Here is a 16090-nt window from a genome sequence, read left to right as displayed (position 1 = left end):
GGACGGCGCCGGAACTACACGCCGATCCGCCGTCGGCGGTCACCCCTCCTGCGGAGGTCGCGGTTGAGCCGCCGGTCGCCCTGATACAGGATGGTGGTCCAATCCGCGGTCTCCGGTGTGGCCTCGGGCCGCTCGGCCGCCGGGGCGCTCCTTTTCCGCGGTGCCACGAAGAGCCAGGACACGAGTCCGAGCGACATGTCCGCGATGGAGTTCTTGATGCCGATGTAGGCGCGGATCGCGAAGGCGGCCAGTAGCGCGTTGATCCCCGCGAAGGCGGCGTTGCCCCAGTTTTCTCCCTCGATGTCGCGCCACAGCGTGAGTAGCGAGAACGCGACGATCAGGTACGGGACCAAGACGTAGACGCCGGGGGCCGCCGTGCGGTCGCGGACCTTGGGCGTGCGCGCGAAGGGGATTTTGGCGCCGGTGAAGGCCTGCTGGATGGACTTGGCGACACCGGCGATGTTAACGGGCAGGAGAACGAGGTTGAAGCCGTAGATCCGGAAGATGTCGCTGAAGCGGTGGCCGCAGTCCCGCAGGTCGCTCCCCATGCAGAGGAAGTAGGGAACGGCGGCCGCGAAGATCAGCGGGCTCAGCAGCCTGCTGTCGTAGGGGTAGGCCAGCAGGAAGACCAGTCCCAGGCTCGCCCAGGCGATCGAGGACATGTAGTTCGTCCGCAGGAGCACTTCCCTGAAGCCGAGGCGTTCGTGGCGGTGGCGGCGCTCCCGGAGCTGCGCCCAGAACTTGGGCATGATCAGCAGGCCGCCGTTCGCCCACCGCCGTCGCTGCACCACGAGGGACCCGAAGTCCGGTGGCGTGGCGCTGTAGCTGAGGCGCTCGGGATAGTTGGAAAGCCCCCAGCCGTGCGTGCCGAGGTCGATGCTGGACTCCGTGTCCTCGACGACGGTCCGGTCCTGGATGTAGGTCCGGATTTCGTGCCCGCCCACCGTGTTGACCTCGACGATGTCCATGAGGGCGCGCTTGCGGATGACGGCGTTGGCCCCCACCCAGAAAGTCGCGTTGTAGCGGGTCTTGCCCTGGTGCAGAATGTGCTGGATGTCCGTCGTCGCGCCGGCGATGCGCTCGATCCTCGTCGGTGCGCCGCGGAACGAGGAGTACGGCGTCTGCGTGACCGCGATGCGGGCGTTCTCCTCCGACTCCAGGAAGTACACCAGCCGCAGGCAGTAGTCGCGCAGCAGCAACGAATCGGCGTCGAGCGTCAACAGGTATTCGGAATCCGGCACCTGCAGGATCCCGTCGAGCGGGCCCTGGTCCGCGGCGTCGTCCGGTGCCTCGCGCAGCACCAGATTGTCCCCGAGCTGTTCCGACCGCCATGACTTGCCCATGAGTGAGATGTAGGAGTTCAGGTTCATGGCCTTGTTGGCTTCCTGGGACAGGCTGGCGAAACGCTTGCGCTCGAAGTGCCCGAGGTCCGCCTTGAAGATCCGGACCAGGCGGAGGTGGAGTTCCTCCATGCGGTCCGCCTCCGGCGCCTCCCGCTGGGCGGCCGCGGCCTCCAGGGCAAGCAGCGTCAACCGGAGTTCGCGGGACAGGCCCATGAGCACCGAGTCGACGAAGAACTCGTCCACATGGTCGTGGACCTGCTCGGTTTCCGCCATGGAGTCGATCCATTCGGCGGAGCGTCGGTAGCTGGCAGCCAACCCCTCCAAGAGGGTGGTGTCCTCCGCGCCGGCGGAACGGCGAATGCGGAACGACTCGAGGGCCAGGGCGGCGGCGCGGTGGGGAGCGTCGAGCGCTGCCTGGATCTCGCCGCTCAACCGTCGCGTCTCCTCGAGCCGGAGGCGGACCTGCGGATCGTCGGAAAATGGCGCGTCGTCGATCAACAGGACGATCCGCAGCGACGGAAACTCCTGCAGGGCGGCGGACCACAGCGTTCCGCGGACCACCGATGGCTCCTCGGCGTAGCTGGGAACCAGGACCGTGATGCCGTGGTCGTGGTCGCGGAAGTGCCGGTCCAGCTCGCCGCGCGGAACCCGCCGGTGTTCGGCGAAGCGGTGCAGGGCGCCCTGCCGGGCCGTGAGGTACATCAGGGCGGAGAACGTCAGGAACGTGACCACCACCAGGTACAGCACGGCTTCGAACTGGAAGCGGAAGCCGACGTTGGGATTGTTGGCCAGCTGGCGCAGGATCGTGGAGACGACGTAGGCGATCCACGCGAGAATCGTGGAAACGATGGCTACGCGCCCCCAGGCCAGCTTCGCAGTGGAAGGCCGCGGGTGAACGAGCGAGAGCGGTTCCGACCGTTTCTCCGCTCCCCACTGGCGGCGGCGCGGTCCGGCGCCGGTGTCGGTCTCATCGCCGGTCGTGGCGGCATCGACAATCGTCTTGTTCATGGTTTCCCCAATTTCCCCCGAAATACGCGATCCCCATCGCGGTCACGCAACGAATGACGCGTGACTTGGGACAACCTTAGCGCAGGGGGCTACTGTGTCCATGGGTACGTGCCGGGAAGCGCGGACGACGGCCGGATGGGGATCCGACCGAAGCCGCGGCCGACACCGTACCCGCGTGGCGGAGGGGTTCCGCCACCGATACCTTGGGGGGAAATATGGCATCGATATTCGAGGGCCGACGCCTGTCGCCGACCCGTCTCATCATCGTTCTCGCGGTCGTGTGCGGATTGGCTGCCGCCTCCGTTCTGGTCTGGGGCAAGGCGCAGGACTCAGCCGCCGCGGGGCAGGGCCGGCAGTGGTTCGGCTCCTACGTGGATGCGACCTCGACTCCGTTCTACGACATCGGCGGCAACGTGGCTCCGGGGGAGCGGGTCGTGCTGGCGTTCGCCGTGGCGGATCTGGAGGAGCCGTGCCAGCCATCGTGGGGAAGCTTCTACACAATGGATTCGGCGGCCGAGACTTTCGATCTGGACCGGCGGGCGGCCCGCGTGCGGGAGGCCGGGGGCGAGATCGTCGTCTCGACCGGGGGGCTGCTCAACGACGAACCGGCCACCGCGTGTTCGGACCCGGTGGCCCTGCGGGCGGCCTACGCGGCGTTGCTTGACCGCTACGAGTCGAAGACGCTGGACCTGGATATCGAAGGCGACGACCTGACGGACGCCGACGGCGGAGAACGCCGGGCATTGGCGGTCGCCGGGTAGCAGTCGGACCGCGCGGCAGGTGGCGAGCCCCTTGAGGTTTGGCTGACGCTGCCGGCCGCCACTTTCGGTCTGACGGCGGAGGGGCTTGCGGAGGTCGACCGCATGCTGGACGCAGGCCTCGACCTGGCTGGCGTCAATCTCATGACCATGAACTACGGCGAGTCCCGGGCGCCCGGCGATTCGATGGCCGACGCGGCGATCCAGACCGCCCGCAGCGCCCACGCCCAGCTGGCTCAGGCGTACGCCGAGCGCGACGAGCGGATCGGCGAACAGAGCCTCTGGCGCAAGATCGGCCTGACGCCCATGATCGGCCAGAACGACCTCCTGGGCGAAATACTCACGACGGACGACGCCGAGTCACTGAACCGGTTCGCCGTCGAGGTGAACGTGGGCAGGATGTCCTTCTGGTCCGCGAACCGCGACCAGGCCTGCGGCCCGAATTTCCCCGACGCCACCCGCGTTTCCAACAACTGCAGCGGCACCGCGCAGACCCCCGGGGAATTCGCACAGATTCTGTCGCGTGGCATCGGGAACGCCGCCCCCGCGAACCGCGCACCGGCGTCGTCCGCGCCGGCGCCCGCGCCCGTCGAATCGGCCATCGTCGACAACCCGGCCACCAGCCCCTACCCGGTCTGGAACCAGGAGGCGACCTTCGTCGAGGGCGACCGAGCCGTCTGGCGGGGCAATGTCTACGAGGCCAAGTGGTGGAACGAGGACGTGGCACCCGACGCGCCAGTGGGTAACGCGGGAGTCACGCCGTGGACATTGGTCGGCCCCGTGCTGCCCGGCGACAAGCCCCGTCCCGTTGTCGCGGCTCCCGCCGGGCTCTATCCCGAATGGTCGCCTACGGACGTGTACGTCAAGAGGGATCGGATCGTGTTCGACGGGCGCGTCATGGAATCCAAGTGGTGGAACACGGCGCAGAGTCCCGAGGCGGCCATGCAGGGCTCGCAGGACTCGCCGTGGAAACTCCTGAACAACGTCGAGGTGCAGGCCATCCTCGACGCGCAGGAGTCCGCTTCCGCTCCGGCCAAGAACCCCGTCCCCTCGAAGACACCCGCGCCGTCCAAGAAGCCCGTACCGGCGACCCCATCCAGTCCGGCCGGGAAGCCCGCCTCCACCACCCCTTCCCCGTGACGGTCGCCGCACGCCCGGACCGGGCTGTCTCGACCGGCGGCCGGGCCGCGGTCTGCGACGATGAGGGCATGGAACTGACCGATCCGCCGGAAGCGCGCCTCATGGGATCCGGCGATTCGCCGGAGGACGACGCGGACGCCTACCGGGAACTCGCGGCGGACATCGCCTCCGGCGTCGCCGTCGTGGCCACGCGCGAGCGCGGGCACGACGTCGCCGCGACGGTGACCGGCTACCTCGATGTCTCCTGCGACCCGCCGACCATGCTGGTGTCCCTGTACGGTGACGGGCGCATCGCCGACGCGGTCCAGTCCGCCGGCTACTGGACGCTGTCCTTGTTGGCGGCCGACCAGCAAGGCATCGCCAACTGGCTGGCAAGCCCCGGGAACCCGGTCTTCGGACTGTTGAACCAGGTGCCCTTCCGGCGCGCCCCCGCCACCGGGGCCGTCGTCGTCGAGGGTGCCCTGGCGTGGTTCGAGCTCCGCACGGTGGACACGATGCAGGCCGCCACGCATCTGGTCGTCGTGGGAGAGGTGGTGTCCATGGGGAGGGGCATGGAATCCGGACGGGCGGACGATCCGCTGGTGCACTTCGCGAGCGACTACCGTGGCCTGCGCCGCGCCCCGGGCATCTAGGGGTGGCGCGTCACAGCCGACCAGGACCCGAGCCCATGCTCGAGGTCCTTTGCCATTTCCAGGCGGCCCTGAAGGCGTTCGAACACCCGGTGACGGGAATCGGGCGGGTCTGCCGGAGTAGGCTCCGCACCGAAAGGGATCACCATGACCACCACGGCCGAGTCCCGCGCCCTCCCCAACGCCAACGAACGGATCGATTCCTTCACCGAGACCCCCGGGCAGCTCGTGGACGAACTGCCCGCCACCGCGGCGAACTGGTCGTGGTCATGCGCACCTACTTCGAGAAGCCGCGGACCACCGTGGGCTGGAAGGGCCTGATCAACGACCCCGCCCTGGACGGCAGCCACGACATCGCCGCGGGTCTGCGCACCGCCCGCCGGTTCCTGCTCGACGTCGGCGCCCTCGGCCTGCCCGCCGCCACCGAGTTCCTCGAGCCGATGAGTCCGCAGTACCTCGCGGACCTCGTGCCCTGGGGAGCCATCGGAGCGCGGACCACGGAAAGCCAGATCCACCGCCAACTGGTGTCGGAGCTGTCCATGCCGGTGGGCTTCAAAAACGGCACCGACGGCGGACTGCAGGTCGCATTGGACGCGTGCTCGGCCGCCGCCGCAGAGCTTCCTGTGGATGGACGACGGCGGCCGCGCCAGCCTCGGCGCGACCCGCGGCAACCGGGATGCCCATGTGGTGCTGCGTGGCGGCGCGAACGGCCCCAACCACGGCGAAAGCGACGTTGCCGCGGAGTCCGCGCAATTGGCGTCGCGAGGGGTGAATCCGCGTCTGGTGATCGACGCCAGCCACGCCAACTGCGGCAAGTCCCACGTACGCCATGCCACGGTACTCGGTGACTTGGCGCGACGAATCGGGACGGGAGAACGAGGTATTGCCGGCGTGATGGCGGAGAGCTTCCTGGTCGAAGGGGCCCAAAAGTTGGCCCCGGGGGGACCGACGGGCCAGTCGTTTACGGGCAGTCGGTCCACGGACGCGTGCATGGGGTGGGACACCACCCGGGGGCTGCTGGCCGACCTGGCGGAGGCGATTCGTAGGCGGTCGTGAATCCCACGACCAGGGGTTTCACTTTTGCCACACCAGCCACTACTGTGAGCATGGACGGCTCATGCCCACGGAGGCAATGAACGCGCCGCCATCAAACGATGGAATCTGCCCGGATCAGGAGACAATTGGGGATGGCTGACGCTAGGAACTTCTCGGACGCGCAATTCATGACGGTGGGCGAGGTCGCCGACGTGATGCGGGTTTCGAAGATGACGGTGTACCGGCTGGTGCACTCGGGGGAGCTCCCCGCCGTCCGGTTCGGCCGTTCGTACCGCGTTCCGGAGACGGCCGTCGGGGATTACCTGCGAACCGCCTGCGTCGAGGGGACCTCGGAGACCGCCTGAGTCCCGTGGTCCGAGACGCGCTCCGGAACAGGGTAATCTGTTAAGGAACGTTTAACGTCCATGTTGGTTGCGCCCGGTTGCCCCGCGGTCGGAAAGCAACCACCAACCAACAGTCTGTGAGGAACCAATGGGCTCTGTTATCAAGAAGCGCCGCAAGCGTATGGCCAAGAAGAAGCACCGCAAGTTGCTTCGCAAGACCCGCCACCAGCGCCGCAACAAGAAGTAGCGTTCCGTCGTTCCATGTCCCGGACGTTCAGGACCGGCGCAGGACTGCCAGCGCGCGCCACAGACCGTAGGCGGCGCCGGAAACCGTGGCGGCCTTCAGGCCCAGGGTCGCGGCGGCCCGTCCGGTGCGGAAGTCGTAGACCGGCCAGCTGTGCCGCGCGGCGTGGCGGCGCAGGCGCCCGTCCGGATTGATGGCAACGGGATGACCCACGGCCTCAAGTAGCGGGACGTCGTTGTGGGAATCGCTGTAGGCCCAGCAGCGCCGCAGATCCAGGCCTTCGCGTAGCGCCAGATCGCGCACCGCCTCCGCCTTGGCCTCCCCGTGCAGGATTTCGCCCACCAGCCGGCCCGTGTAGACGCCCGCGTCCTGCTCCACGATGGTGCCCAATGCGCCGGTCAGGCCGAGGCGGCGCGAGATCACGGACGCGACCTCCAGTGGAGTCGCCGTCACCAGCCAGACGTTGCGTCCCGCGCGGAGGTGCTGGTCTGCCAAAGCGCGCGTACCCGGCCAGATGTTGGAGGCGATGAATTCGTCGAAGACCTCGTCGCCGAGCGCGGTCATGTCGTCGACCAGGAACCCGGCGGCCAGTGCGAGGGCCTCGTCGCGGATCTTATGGATTTCCGTCAGGTTTTCGCCGGCGACGATGAACCGTGCCTGCCTGAATGCGAAGAGGGCGGCCTGCCGGAAGCTGAAGACGCCGCGCGCATGGAGTTTCCGGGCGACGGCGAAGAGACTGGCACCGCGCATCATGGTGTTGTCGACGTCGAAGAACGCCGCCTCCGCGCCGGACATGTGGCGCACCGGCGACGTCACGGCGCGGCCGGTCTTCGGCTGGGGCATGCCGCCAGTCTAAGGCAAACGGGAGCGCACGGATCGCGTCGGCGACCGTCACGCACGTGGGGCCCGCAGGGGAGCGGCGGTAGATTGGAACCATGGATCCTGCCACCAATCCTCGCGTCGAATTGCTGACCCGCGAGGGATGCCACCTCTGCGAGGCGGCCCACGAAACCGTTGCCGCCGTCGCCGAGCGCCTTGGCGTCGAGTGGGCCGAGCGCCGCATCGACGACGATCCGGAGCTCCTGACGCGGCATGGCGAGGAAATTCCGGTGCTGCTCATCGATGGCGTGCCTCGGGACTTCTGGGTCATCGACCCCGCGCGACTCGAACGGCTGCTGACCGCGTGAGGAAACCGGACAAGCCGCTTCCCGAAGCCACCTTGGGGCGTATGACCATGTACCTCCGGGCACTGGATGCCCTCGGCACGGACGGAATCGAAACCGTGTCCTCCGAACGGCTCGGGGACGCAGCCGGCGTGAACTCGGCGATCCTCCGCAAGGACCTGTCCCTGCTCGGCACGTTCGGGACACGCGGCGTGGGCTACGAAGTGGGGGTGTTGGCCCGTTTCATCTCTGAGACCCTGGGGCTAACCCGCGACTGGCGCGTCGCAATCCTCGGAGCCGGTAACCTGGGCCGCGCGCTCACCGGTTATGCGGGATTCCGGAGCGCCGGCTTCAGCCTGGTGGCCGTGATGGATGGCGCGCCGGACCTGATCGGGCGGCCGATCGCCGACCTGACCGTCCTCGACTCCGCGGAGTTGGAAAACGTTTTTCCCGAACTCGGCGTCAACATGGCCGTCCTCGCCGTCCCAGGGCCCGCCGCCCAGGAACTTTGCGACCGCGTGGTGAGCGCCGGCGTCGTGAACATCCTGAACTTCGCGCCCGTTGTTCTCCAGGTTCCGGAGGGCGTGCGGATCCGCAAGGTGGACATGGCGCGAGAGTTGCAGATCCTCGCCTACCACGCGGTGAACGCCACCAGCCAGCCGTCGGTCTGAGCGGCCCGGGCGACTGCCCCCGCGAGCGGGCCATCCTGAGCTGCTTTGGCCCTCGCTGAACGGCTTTGCGGGAACCGGCCGGCCCTGACTAGGGAGTTTCCGGGGTAGGGCTTGCAAAGCCGCTCACGACGGTCCGCGCCGGATCCGGAGGCTACCTCCCGTAACCGCCGTAGCCACCGTGTTTCTGGGCCTTGCGCGCCGCGATATACGCGCTGGACGGCTTGAGCCAGGCGAAGACGATGCCGGCCACGCCCAGCAGCACGGTGATCACACCGGTCCAGTCGCCGGTGGCCGCACCGGCGAGTCCAAACAGGGAGACCGCCGCGAAGACGGTGCCGGTAATCCGCGCGCCGTTGCTGCCCTTGCGGATGAAGAACGCGATCAACGCGTAGATCGCGGCACTGAGGATGATGGCGACCATACCGATGGCCTTGACCACCGGCACCATCGCGGCGGTGTCGAACCCGGCCTCCTCTAGCTGAGCGCGCGTCGCCGGGTCCTGCGCCATCGCCTGCTCGATGATCGACTCCGCCATTCCCGGGATGAGGAGCAGCGCCAGGCCGGAGAGGAGCGTCAGGACGCCGGCGGCCAGAATGAGCCAGAACGAGATGTCCAGCTCCTTCGGCCGGACCAGCGGTTCCGAGGGTCCTCCAAAGCCGGCGCTGCCGGGCATTGGCTGTTGGTAGCCGTAGGCCTGGCCCGGCTCACCGTAGGGCGAGGGGCCCACCGGAGGCACCTGCCCGTAGTGGCCGTACGACGACGGCGCGGCCGAGCCCTGCTGGCCGTACTGGCCGGGCTGTCCGCCGGGCGCCTGGCCCTCGGGAAGCCGCTGGCCGTAGCGCGGTGGTTCCGGAACTTCTGGGGTGTTGTCGGGGGTGCTCATGGTTCCTCCTGCGCGGAATGGATGCTGCTTCCCACGATATCCGCAGGCACACCGTCCGCCGCATCATCACGCCGGACGATTCGGACCAACCGACGGCGTGCCCAAGGCGCCGCAAAAGGTTCCCGGAACCGCCCGTGATGCTTGTCATGCGCTCGTTTTAGGCGACGGCCACATCGTTTGAGACACTGGATGCATGCCTACTGCGACGGTTCACCTTCTCCGCCACGGGGAAGTCCACAACCCGGACAAGGTGCTTTACGGGCGGCTTCCCGAGTTCCACCTGTCCGCGCTGGGCCGCGCCATGGCCGACCGCGTCGCCGGGCACTTCGCCGCCAGGCGCGACGCCGGTTCCAACATCGTGCGTCTTGTCGCGTCCCCGCTGACGCGCGCGCAGGAGACGGCCGCGCCGACGTCGTCCGCACTGGGCCTGGACATAGTCACCGAGCCGCGCATCATCGAGGCCGCCAACTACTTCGAGGGTCTGTCCGGCATCAAGGGCCAACTGCGCAATCCGCGGCATTGGCCGGCGCTGGTCAACCCCATCCGGCCCTCGTGGGGCGAGCCCTACGGCGAGCAGGTCGCCCGCGTGATGGAGGCCGTGCGGGAGCACCGCGACGCCGCTGTCGAACTCGGTGGACCCGGCGCGGAGGCGATTCTCGTGGCGCACCAGCTGCCGATCTGGGTGACGCGCCTCGCCGCGGAGAACCGACGCCTCTGGCACGACCCACGCAAGCGCGAGTGCACGCTTGCCTCCATCACCAGCCTGGAGTTCGACGGCGACCACCTCGCCGCCGTGCGCTACTCGGAGCCGTGCTTCGACCTGCTGGCCAACGCCGCGAACATCCCCGGAGCCTGACCATGCCCCTGCAGTCGTCCCTGTCCCCGCGCCCGAACCGCCGATCCATCCTGCGCGCGGCGGCACTCTTCGCGGCGGCTGTCCCGCTGGCGGCGTGTTCCGCTGTCGAGGACCCGCTGGCGGCGCAGGCCCGCGCAGGCAACAACAAGAACTACATCGCCGGCGACGGATCCGTGGAGGAGTACGCGGCCGAGTCCCGCGGCGAGGCCGTTCAGGTCACGGGCACGACGTACGACGGCGACGCGGTGGACTCCGCCGCCTGGGCCGGCCAGGTCACCGTCCTGAACTTCTGGTACGCGGCCTGCGCGCCGTGCCGCGTCGAGGCCCCCCACATGGCCGAACTCAGCAAGGAGTTCGCGGACCAGGGCGTCGAGTTCATCGGCGTGAACGTGCGCGACGAGGAACCGACCGCCTCGGCGTTCGAGCGGACCTTCGGCATCGAGTACCCCTCCATGCCGGACCGCGACGGCGCCATCCTTTTGGCCATGACGGAGTTCGTCCCCCCGCAGGCCGTTCCCACCACGTTGGTGATTGACAAGCGGGGCAGGGTTGCCGCTAGGATCCTCGGCGTCGCCGAGAAGAACACCCTGAAGACGCTGATCGCCGACCGGGTCGCCGAGACCTCGTGAGTCCACTTGTTTCCACTGGTTTGGGCGGCATCGCGGCCCAAGCCAACCCGTTCGCCGAGGTGGTCCAGGACGGCTCGCTGCTGCTTGCCGTCCCGGTGGCCATCCTCGCCGGGCTGGTCTCCTTCCTGTCGCCGTGCGTGCTGCCGCTCGTGCCCGGATACCTCGGGTACGTGACGGGGCTGACCGGGGCGGACCTCGAGGAGCAGAAGCGCGGGCGAATGGTGGCGGGGATCGGGTTGTTCATCCTCGGCTTCACCGCCGTGTTCATGCTGGCCGGCGTCCTCTTTGCGCAGCTCTCCATTTGGCTGCGGTTCCAGGGCGCTTGGGTCACGCAGCTGCTCGGCGTCGTCGTGATTGTGCTGGGAATCGTGTTTCTGGGCGGACTCGGCTGGCTGCAGAACGACCGCAAGATCCACGCGCGGCCACCCGCCGGGCTGTGGGGCGCCCCCGTGCTGGGGGTGACGTTCGGCCTCGGGTGGGCGCCCTGCATCGGTCCGACCCTCGCAGCGGTCTTGGCGCTCAGCAGCGGCGCCAACCCGGATCCCGCCAAGGCCGCGACCCTCACGTTCGCCTACTGCGTGGGACTGGGACTGCCGTTCCTGCTCATCGCCGTCGGCCTGCGCCGGGGCATGGGCGCGCTCGCGTTCTTCCGCCGCCACCAGCGCACCGTGATGCGCTTCGGCGGAGCCATGCTCATCCTGCTTGGCCTCCTGATGGCCACCGGGCTCTGGGGTACGTGGGTGACGCAGCTGCAGGACTGGTTCGCCAACGAGGTGAGGTTGCCGATTTGATGACCGAGACGAAGACCCCCAAAAAAGACGCCACGATGCCGGCGCTCGGCCCCGTCGGCATGCTCCGTTGGGCGTGGACCCAGCTCACCAGCATGCGGACCGCCCTGTTCCTGCTGCTGCTGCTCGCCGTGGCCGCGGTGCCCGGCTCGCTGTTCCCGCAGCGTCCGGTGAACCCGGCACTGGTCTCCGACTACCTGGCCAACAACCCAGTCCTGGGGGAGTGGCTGGACCGGTTCCAGCTGTTCGACGTGTACTCGTCCGTCTGGTTCTCCGCGATCTACCTGCTGCTTTTCGCGTCGCTGATCGGCTGCGTCATCCCCCGCGCCAAGAAGCACTGGCAGGCGCTCAAGACGCCGCCGCCGCGTACGCCCGCGCGCCTGTCCCGCCTACCCGAGCACGGCACCGTCGCGCTCGGTCCGGAGGACGACGGCGGCCCGTCGTCCGCCGCCGTCGTCTCCAGCGTCGCCGCGCTGCTGAAAAAGCGCGGGTACCGCGTCCAGGAACGTCCCGACGGGGACGTTCCCTCCGTCGGTGCGGAGCGCGGCTACGTCCGCGAAATCGGCAATCTGGTGTTCCATACGTCTCTGATCGGCCTGCTCGCGTCCGTCGCGATCGGTGGCGCCTTCGGCTACAGCGGCCAGCGCCTGGTGGTGGAGGGCGAGTCGTTCGTCAACACGCTGGTCGCCTACGACGCGTTCTCGCCCGGGACGGCGTTCAACGAGGACGCGCTCCGTCCGTTCTCCGTGGTGTTGGACAAGTTCGAGGTCGAATTCGACCGCGAATCGAAAACCCACTACGGCCAGCCGATCGACTTCACCGCCAGCGTCACCACCCGGGAGCCCGGCGGCGAACCCACGCAGGAGGAACTGAAGGTCAACCACCCGCTGCGCATCGGAGGTTCCGACGTCTATCTGGTCGGCAACGGCTACGCGCCGGTGATGACCGTCAAGGACGGCAACGGCGACATCGCCTACCGGGGTCCGGTCATCGGCGTCCCGCAGGACGGCGTCTATACGTCCCTCGTGGTGCTCAAGGCGCCCGACGCGCGCCCGGAGCAGCTGGGGTTCGTCGGGTTGTTCCTGCCCACGGCGGGCGAGTCCAACGGCATCGGAATCTCCTTGGATCCCGCACCGGCCCTCCCGCAGCTGCAGCTCAACTCGTACTACGGCGACCTCGGGCTGGACGGTGGGGACCCGCAGAACGTCTACGTTCTGGACACCGACGAACTCACCGAACTGAACAGCCGCAACCTGGATGCCGGCGGGCTGGTGCTCAACGCCGGCCAGACGCTCCAGCTGCCCGACGGAAGGGGATCCATCTCCTTCGACGGACTCAAGCGCTACGTTGCGCTGGACATCCACCACGATCCCGGCAAGGTGCCCGTGGCCACCTTCGCGGCGCTGGCGCTGCTGGGGCTCGGCGTCTCGCTGTTCACCCCGCGCCGACGGCTATGGGTCAAAGTGGTCCCGGCCGGACCGTCGGTCCCGGGTACCCCGGCCGACTCCGGCGTCGCCGCCGGCACAGACGCTCCGCGGGGCGGGCGTATCATCGAATACGGGCTCCTGGCCCGCGGCGAGGATCCGCGGGTATCGGTGGAAGCCAAGGAAATCCAGAAGATTCTCGAGCGTGAATGGTCCGGTTACGACCGGGCGAAAGTCTAGGAGACCGAAACCATGCCCTCCATCAACGCAGACCTTGGCGCCTACAGCGACCTCTTCATGCTGCTGGCCGCAATGGCCTACGCCGTCGCGTTCATTGCCTTCACGTGGGACCTCGCCAAGTCCAGCGCCACCATCCGCCAACTCGAGTCGGAGGCCCTGGCCACCGAAGTGAGGCAGCTGGCCCACGCCGGCGCGGGCGCCTCCGGCGGTCGGTCCGGCGACGCGGGCACCGGCGCGCACGGCGGACACGGCGAACCGCTGGTTCACGAGTCCATGGAATACACCGCCGGATCCCGCAAGCGTTCCGCCGCTCGCATCGCGGTGTCGGTCGCGTGGATCGCCGTGGCCATCCACGCCTTCGCCGTCGTCAGCCGGGGAATCGCCGCCGCACGCGTGCCGTGGGGCAACATGTACGAGTTCCTCTCCACCGGCGCCCTGGTGGTCGCCGTCGTGTTCCTGCTGACCTTGATCCGCAAGGACCTGCGCTTCATGGGGACGTTCGTCATCGGACTCGTCGTCCTGATGCTGTGTGCCGCGACGATGGGTTTCCCGACGCCGGTTGCGCACCTGGTTCCGGCGCTGCAGAGCCCGTGGCTGGTCATCCACGTCTCCATCGCGGTCTTCGCCTCGGCACTGTTCACCATCACTTTCGCGATGGGGGTCCTGCAGCTGGTGCAGCACGAACGCCAGAGCCGGCTGGCTGCGGGCAAGCCCGACAAGCTAGCGTTCCTCCGCCTGGTGCCCAGCGCCGCGGCCCTGGAGAACTTCGCGTACCGGATTAACGCCGTCGCGTTCGTGATGTGGACGTTCACCGTGATGGCGGGCGCGGTGTGGGCGGAGGCGGCCTGGGGACGCTACTGGGGGTGGGACACCAAGGAGGTCTGGAGCTTCGTGATCTGGGTGGTCTACGCCGGCTACCTGCACGCCCGGGCCACGCGGGGCTGGACGGGTTCACGCTCGGCCTGGCTGAGCATCATCGGCTACCTGTGCCTGGTCTTCAACTTCACCGTCGTGAACATCTACTTCAACGGCCTGCACTCCTACGCCGGGGTCTAGCCCGCACGGCCGCCCGCACCGGCCGCCGTCGTGCATTGTGGCGCCGCGGCCGTCGTGAGCGGCTTTGCGGGGGACCGGCCGCAGAAGGCCTAGTCAGGATGCCGGATGCGTCCAAAAGTTGCTCAGGGAGGGTCAAACCCGCTCACGAAGGTCCGGGTGCGTGCCCGGGCCCGGCGCGTTCCAGGGTAAACGGGTTGGGCTACTTCTCGGCCGGGGGATCCTGCGGGGCGTCCTTGTCCCTCTCCTCGTGATCCTTGGCTTCCGTCTCCTTGCGGCGCAACTCCTCGTCGCGGGCCCGCATGCGGCGCTGGCGTTCCAGGTCCCGGAGGAAGTCGGCGTCGTCGTCGGGATTCGACGGACGGGGCGCGGGCCGCCCCGGATTCCGTCCCGGAACCCCGGGATCGCCGTACCGCGGTCGACCCAGCCAAAACCACAGCCCGGCACCAATCAGGGGCAGCAGGATGATGGAGAGGATCCAAGCGGGTTTTGAGATGCTCCGCACGTCGTGGGCGGGCGTGCGGATGCACTGGATGAGCGCGTAGATCGTGATGGCGAGTGCTACGAGAGCCGCCACGATGATGTTCCTGACCATCTTCACAGTCTAGTGAAGAACCTGGGAACCGGTTGCCCACCGTAGAATTGGCTCGTGCAGTTTCTCAAGTACACCGCCCTGCGGTTCGCCCTGTTTTTCATCGTCTTCGTCGCACTCGCGTGGGGCCTGGGCCAGAACGTGTGGCTCGCGGCCGCCGTCGCCATGGTCGTGGCCTTCTGCGTGGCATATCTTTTCTTCAACAAGCTCCGTGTGCAGGCCGCCGCGGACCTTCGCTCCCTGCTGTCCGGACGGCGCCGCCGCAAGGGATCCGTGGAGTTGGACGACGAATCGGCGGAGGACCGCCTGCAATAGGCGTGGTCCGTCCTCACGACCGGACCACGTCCGGGCTATGGCCCGACCGAGCTACGGGCGCAGCACCACCGTGATGGCCAGCGCCACGGCGAAGAGCGCGGCGTACGCCAGGTTGATCATGCCCGTCTGCTTGAGCACGGGGATGAGCGACTTCCGGTCGCGCCCCCGCAGCATCGTCCAGGAGGGCATGAGGCACAGCGGGGCCACCAACAGCACCAGCATCAGCCACGGGTAGTCGGCCACCAGCAGCAGCGGCAACAGCAGCGCCAGCGTTAGCATGAGCACAAAGCCGATCCGGGCGCCGTCGTCCCCCAGCCGCACGGCGAGCGTCATCTTGCCGACCTCGCGGTCCGTGGGGATGTCGCGCACGTTGTTGGCCATCAGGAGCGCTGTGGCGATCAGGCCGGTCGCGCAGGCGCCCACCCAGGCGGGCGCGGAGAGTTGGAGCACTTGCGTGAACGTGGTTCCCAGCGTGGCCACCAGCCCGAAGAACAGGAAAACGAAGATCTCGCCGAGCCCCAGGTAGCCGTACGGATGCCGGCCTCCGGTGTAGCCCCAGGCGGCGGCGACGGCGGCGATGCCCACCAGGATCAGCGGCCAGGCGCCGGATACCAGGATCAGGATCCCGCCCGCGACCACGGCCGCGCCGAAGCACAGGAACGCGGCGGCCTTCACCAGGGCCGGCTTCGCGGCTCCGGAGCCCGTGAGCCGCAACGGACCCACCCGCACGTCGTCGGTGCCGCGCACCCCGTCCGAGTAGTCGTTCGCGTAGTTCACGCCCACCTGCAGCAACAGTGCGACGGCGGCCGCCAGCAGTGCGCGCCCCCAGTGAACCTGGCCGTCGATCTCGAAGGCGGCCGCGGTGCCGATGACCACGGGCGCAACGGCCATGGGCAGCGTGCGCAGTCGTGCGCCTTCGAGCCATTGGGCGGCAGTGGCCACGGGGGCGTCCTCTCGATGGGGATGGGGTCGCCC

At 68.4% G+C, this 16090-nt stretch carries 18 protein-coding genes and 1 pseudogene; 14 read left to right on the top strand and 5 right to left on the bottom strand.

Features of this window, described 5'->3' with window-relative positions; genetic code table 11:
• Positions 1-14: 14 nt before the first annotated feature.
• Complete coding sequence (locus tag ACHAAJ_RS06705; RefSeq protein ID WP_435727221.1) at positions 15-2351, bottom strand: glycosyltransferase family 2 protein; 2337 nt, start codon at positions 2349-2351, stop codon at positions 15-17.
• Positions 2352-2566: 215 nt separating this feature from the next.
• Here ACHAAJ_RS06705 and ACHAAJ_RS06700 point away from each other — a divergent pair, with 215 nt between their 5' ends.
• From ACHAAJ_RS06700 to ACHAAJ_RS06675, 6 genes and pseudogenes are all read left to right on the top strand, one after another.
• Positions 2567-3112, top strand: coding sequence for a glycoside hydrolase family 18 protein (locus ACHAAJ_RS06700; protein WP_435727220.1), 546 nt, complete (start codon positions 2567-2569; stop codon positions 3110-3112).
• A gap of 102 nt (positions 3113-3214) precedes the next feature.
• Positions 3215-4249 (top strand): hypothetical protein, encoded by a 1035-nt coding sequence (locus tag ACHAAJ_RS06695; RefSeq protein WP_435727219.1) that lies wholly within the window; start codon positions 3215-3217, stop codon positions 4247-4249.
• Between the two features lie 68 nt (positions 4250-4317).
• Positions 4318-4881 (top strand): flavin reductase family protein, encoded by a 564-nt coding sequence (locus tag ACHAAJ_RS06690; protein ID WP_435727218.1) that lies wholly within the window; start codon positions 4318-4320, stop codon positions 4879-4881.
• Positions 4882-5120: 239 nt separating this feature from the next.
• A pseudogene (locus ACHAAJ_RS06685) lies at positions 5121-5934 on the top strand (3-deoxy-7-phosphoheptulonate synthase); the annotation flags it as partial.
• Positions 5935-6065: 131 nt separating this feature from the next.
• A complete protein-coding gene (locus tag ACHAAJ_RS06680; protein ID WP_435727217.1) occupies positions 6066-6278 on the top strand; it encodes a helix-turn-helix domain-containing protein in 213 nt (70 codons plus the stop codon).
• 127 nt (positions 6279-6405) lie between these two features.
• Positions 6406-6504, top strand: a complete 99-nt coding sequence (locus tag ACHAAJ_RS06675) for a 30S ribosomal protein bS22 (RefSeq protein WP_003792170.1) — start codon at positions 6406-6408, stop codon at positions 6502-6504.
• A gap of 27 nt (positions 6505-6531) precedes the next feature.
• Here the strand turns inward: ACHAAJ_RS06675 and ACHAAJ_RS06670 are convergent, their stop codons facing one another.
• A complete protein-coding gene (locus tag ACHAAJ_RS06670) occupies positions 6532-7344 on the bottom strand; it encodes an HAD family hydrolase (RefSeq protein ID WP_435727216.1) in 813 nt (270 codons plus the stop codon).
• A 92-nt stretch (positions 7345-7436) separates the two neighbouring features.
• Between ACHAAJ_RS06670 and ACHAAJ_RS06665 the strand changes: the two genes are divergently transcribed.
• Together ACHAAJ_RS06665 and ACHAAJ_RS06660 are read left to right on the top strand one after the other, a co-directional pair.
• Complete coding sequence (locus ACHAAJ_RS06665) at positions 7437-7688, top strand: glutaredoxin family protein (protein WP_435727215.1); 252 nt, start codon at positions 7437-7439, stop codon at positions 7686-7688.
• The gene (locus ACHAAJ_RS06660; protein WP_435727214.1) at positions 7685-8335 is read left to right on the top strand and encodes a redox-sensing transcriptional repressor Rex; all 651 of its coding nucleotides are present in this window, start codon (positions 7685-7687) and stop codon (positions 8333-8335) included. The genes ACHAAJ_RS06665 and ACHAAJ_RS06660 overlap by 4 nt, the downstream gene beginning before the upstream one ends.
• A gap of 151 nt (positions 8336-8486) precedes the next feature.
• On the opposite strand, the gene ACHAAJ_RS06655 is transcribed toward ACHAAJ_RS06660, so the two are convergent.
• Positions 8487-9218, bottom strand: a complete 732-nt coding sequence (locus ACHAAJ_RS06655; RefSeq protein ID WP_435727213.1) for a hypothetical protein — start codon at positions 9216-9218, stop codon at positions 8487-8489.
• A gap of 193 nt (positions 9219-9411) precedes the next feature.
• Here ACHAAJ_RS06655 and ACHAAJ_RS06650 point away from each other — a divergent pair, with 193 nt between their 5' ends.
• Genes ACHAAJ_RS06650 through ccsB form a run of 5 tightly spaced genes read left to right on the top strand, consistent with a single transcriptional unit; the run spans position 9412 to position 14211 of the window.
• Positions 9412-10074 carry a histidine phosphatase family protein gene (locus tag ACHAAJ_RS06650; protein WP_435727212.1) on the top strand — a complete coding sequence of 221 codons (663 nt, stop codon included), beginning with the start codon at positions 9412-9414 and terminating at the stop codon, positions 10072-10074.
• Between the two features lie 2 nt (positions 10075-10076).
• The gene (locus ACHAAJ_RS06645) at positions 10077-10703 is read left to right on the top strand and encodes a TlpA family protein disulfide reductase (protein ID WP_435727211.1); all 627 of its coding nucleotides are present in this window, start codon (positions 10077-10079) and stop codon (positions 10701-10703) included.
• On the top strand, positions 10700-11494 hold the full coding sequence (locus ACHAAJ_RS06640; protein WP_435727210.1) for a cytochrome c biogenesis CcdA family protein: 795 nt from the start codon (positions 10700-10702) through the stop codon (positions 11492-11494). The genes ACHAAJ_RS06645 and ACHAAJ_RS06640 overlap by 4 nt, the downstream gene beginning before the upstream one ends.
• Complete coding sequence (resB, locus tag ACHAAJ_RS06635) at positions 11494-13155, top strand: cytochrome c biogenesis protein ResB (RefSeq protein WP_435727209.1); 1662 nt, start codon at positions 11494-11496, stop codon at positions 13153-13155. Before ACHAAJ_RS06640 ends, resB begins: the two co-directional genes overlap by 1 nt.
• Before the next feature lie 12 nt (positions 13156-13167).
• Positions 13168-14211: a c-type cytochrome biogenesis protein CcsB gene (gene ccsB / locus ACHAAJ_RS06630; protein WP_435727208.1), complete on the top strand. Its 1044-nt coding sequence runs from the start codon at positions 13168-13170 to the stop codon at positions 14209-14211.
• A gap of 199 nt (positions 14212-14410) precedes the next feature.
• Here the strand turns inward: ccsB and ACHAAJ_RS06625 are convergent, their stop codons facing one another.
• Positions 14411-14803 (bottom strand): PLDc N-terminal domain-containing protein, encoded by a 393-nt coding sequence (locus ACHAAJ_RS06625; RefSeq protein WP_435727207.1) that lies wholly within the window; start codon positions 14801-14803, stop codon positions 14411-14413.
• 54 nt (positions 14804-14857) lie between these two features.
• Between ACHAAJ_RS06625 and ACHAAJ_RS06620 the strand changes: the two genes are divergently transcribed.
• Positions 14858-15115, top strand: a complete 258-nt coding sequence (locus tag ACHAAJ_RS06620; RefSeq protein ID WP_435727206.1) for a DUF4229 domain-containing protein — start codon at positions 14858-14860, stop codon at positions 15113-15115.
• Positions 15116-15166: 51 nt separating this feature from the next.
• Here the strand turns inward: ACHAAJ_RS06620 and ACHAAJ_RS06615 are convergent, their stop codons facing one another.
• The gene (locus ACHAAJ_RS06615; RefSeq protein WP_435727205.1) at positions 15167-16057 is read right to left on the bottom strand and encodes a 1,4-dihydroxy-2-naphthoate polyprenyltransferase; all 891 of its coding nucleotides are present in this window, start codon (positions 16055-16057) and stop codon (positions 15167-15169) included.
• Positions 16058-16090 lie beyond the last annotated feature (33 nt).

The sequence above is a fragment of the Arthrobacter arnarulunnguaqae genome (assembly GCF_051262515.1).
In the GTDB taxonomy this organism is placed as follows: Bacteria; Actinomycetota; Actinomycetes; order Actinomycetales; family Micrococcaceae; genus Arthrobacter_N.
The sequence above is the reverse complement of the archived record's forward strand: the minus strand, read 5'-3'. Positions and strand labels throughout refer to the sequence as shown.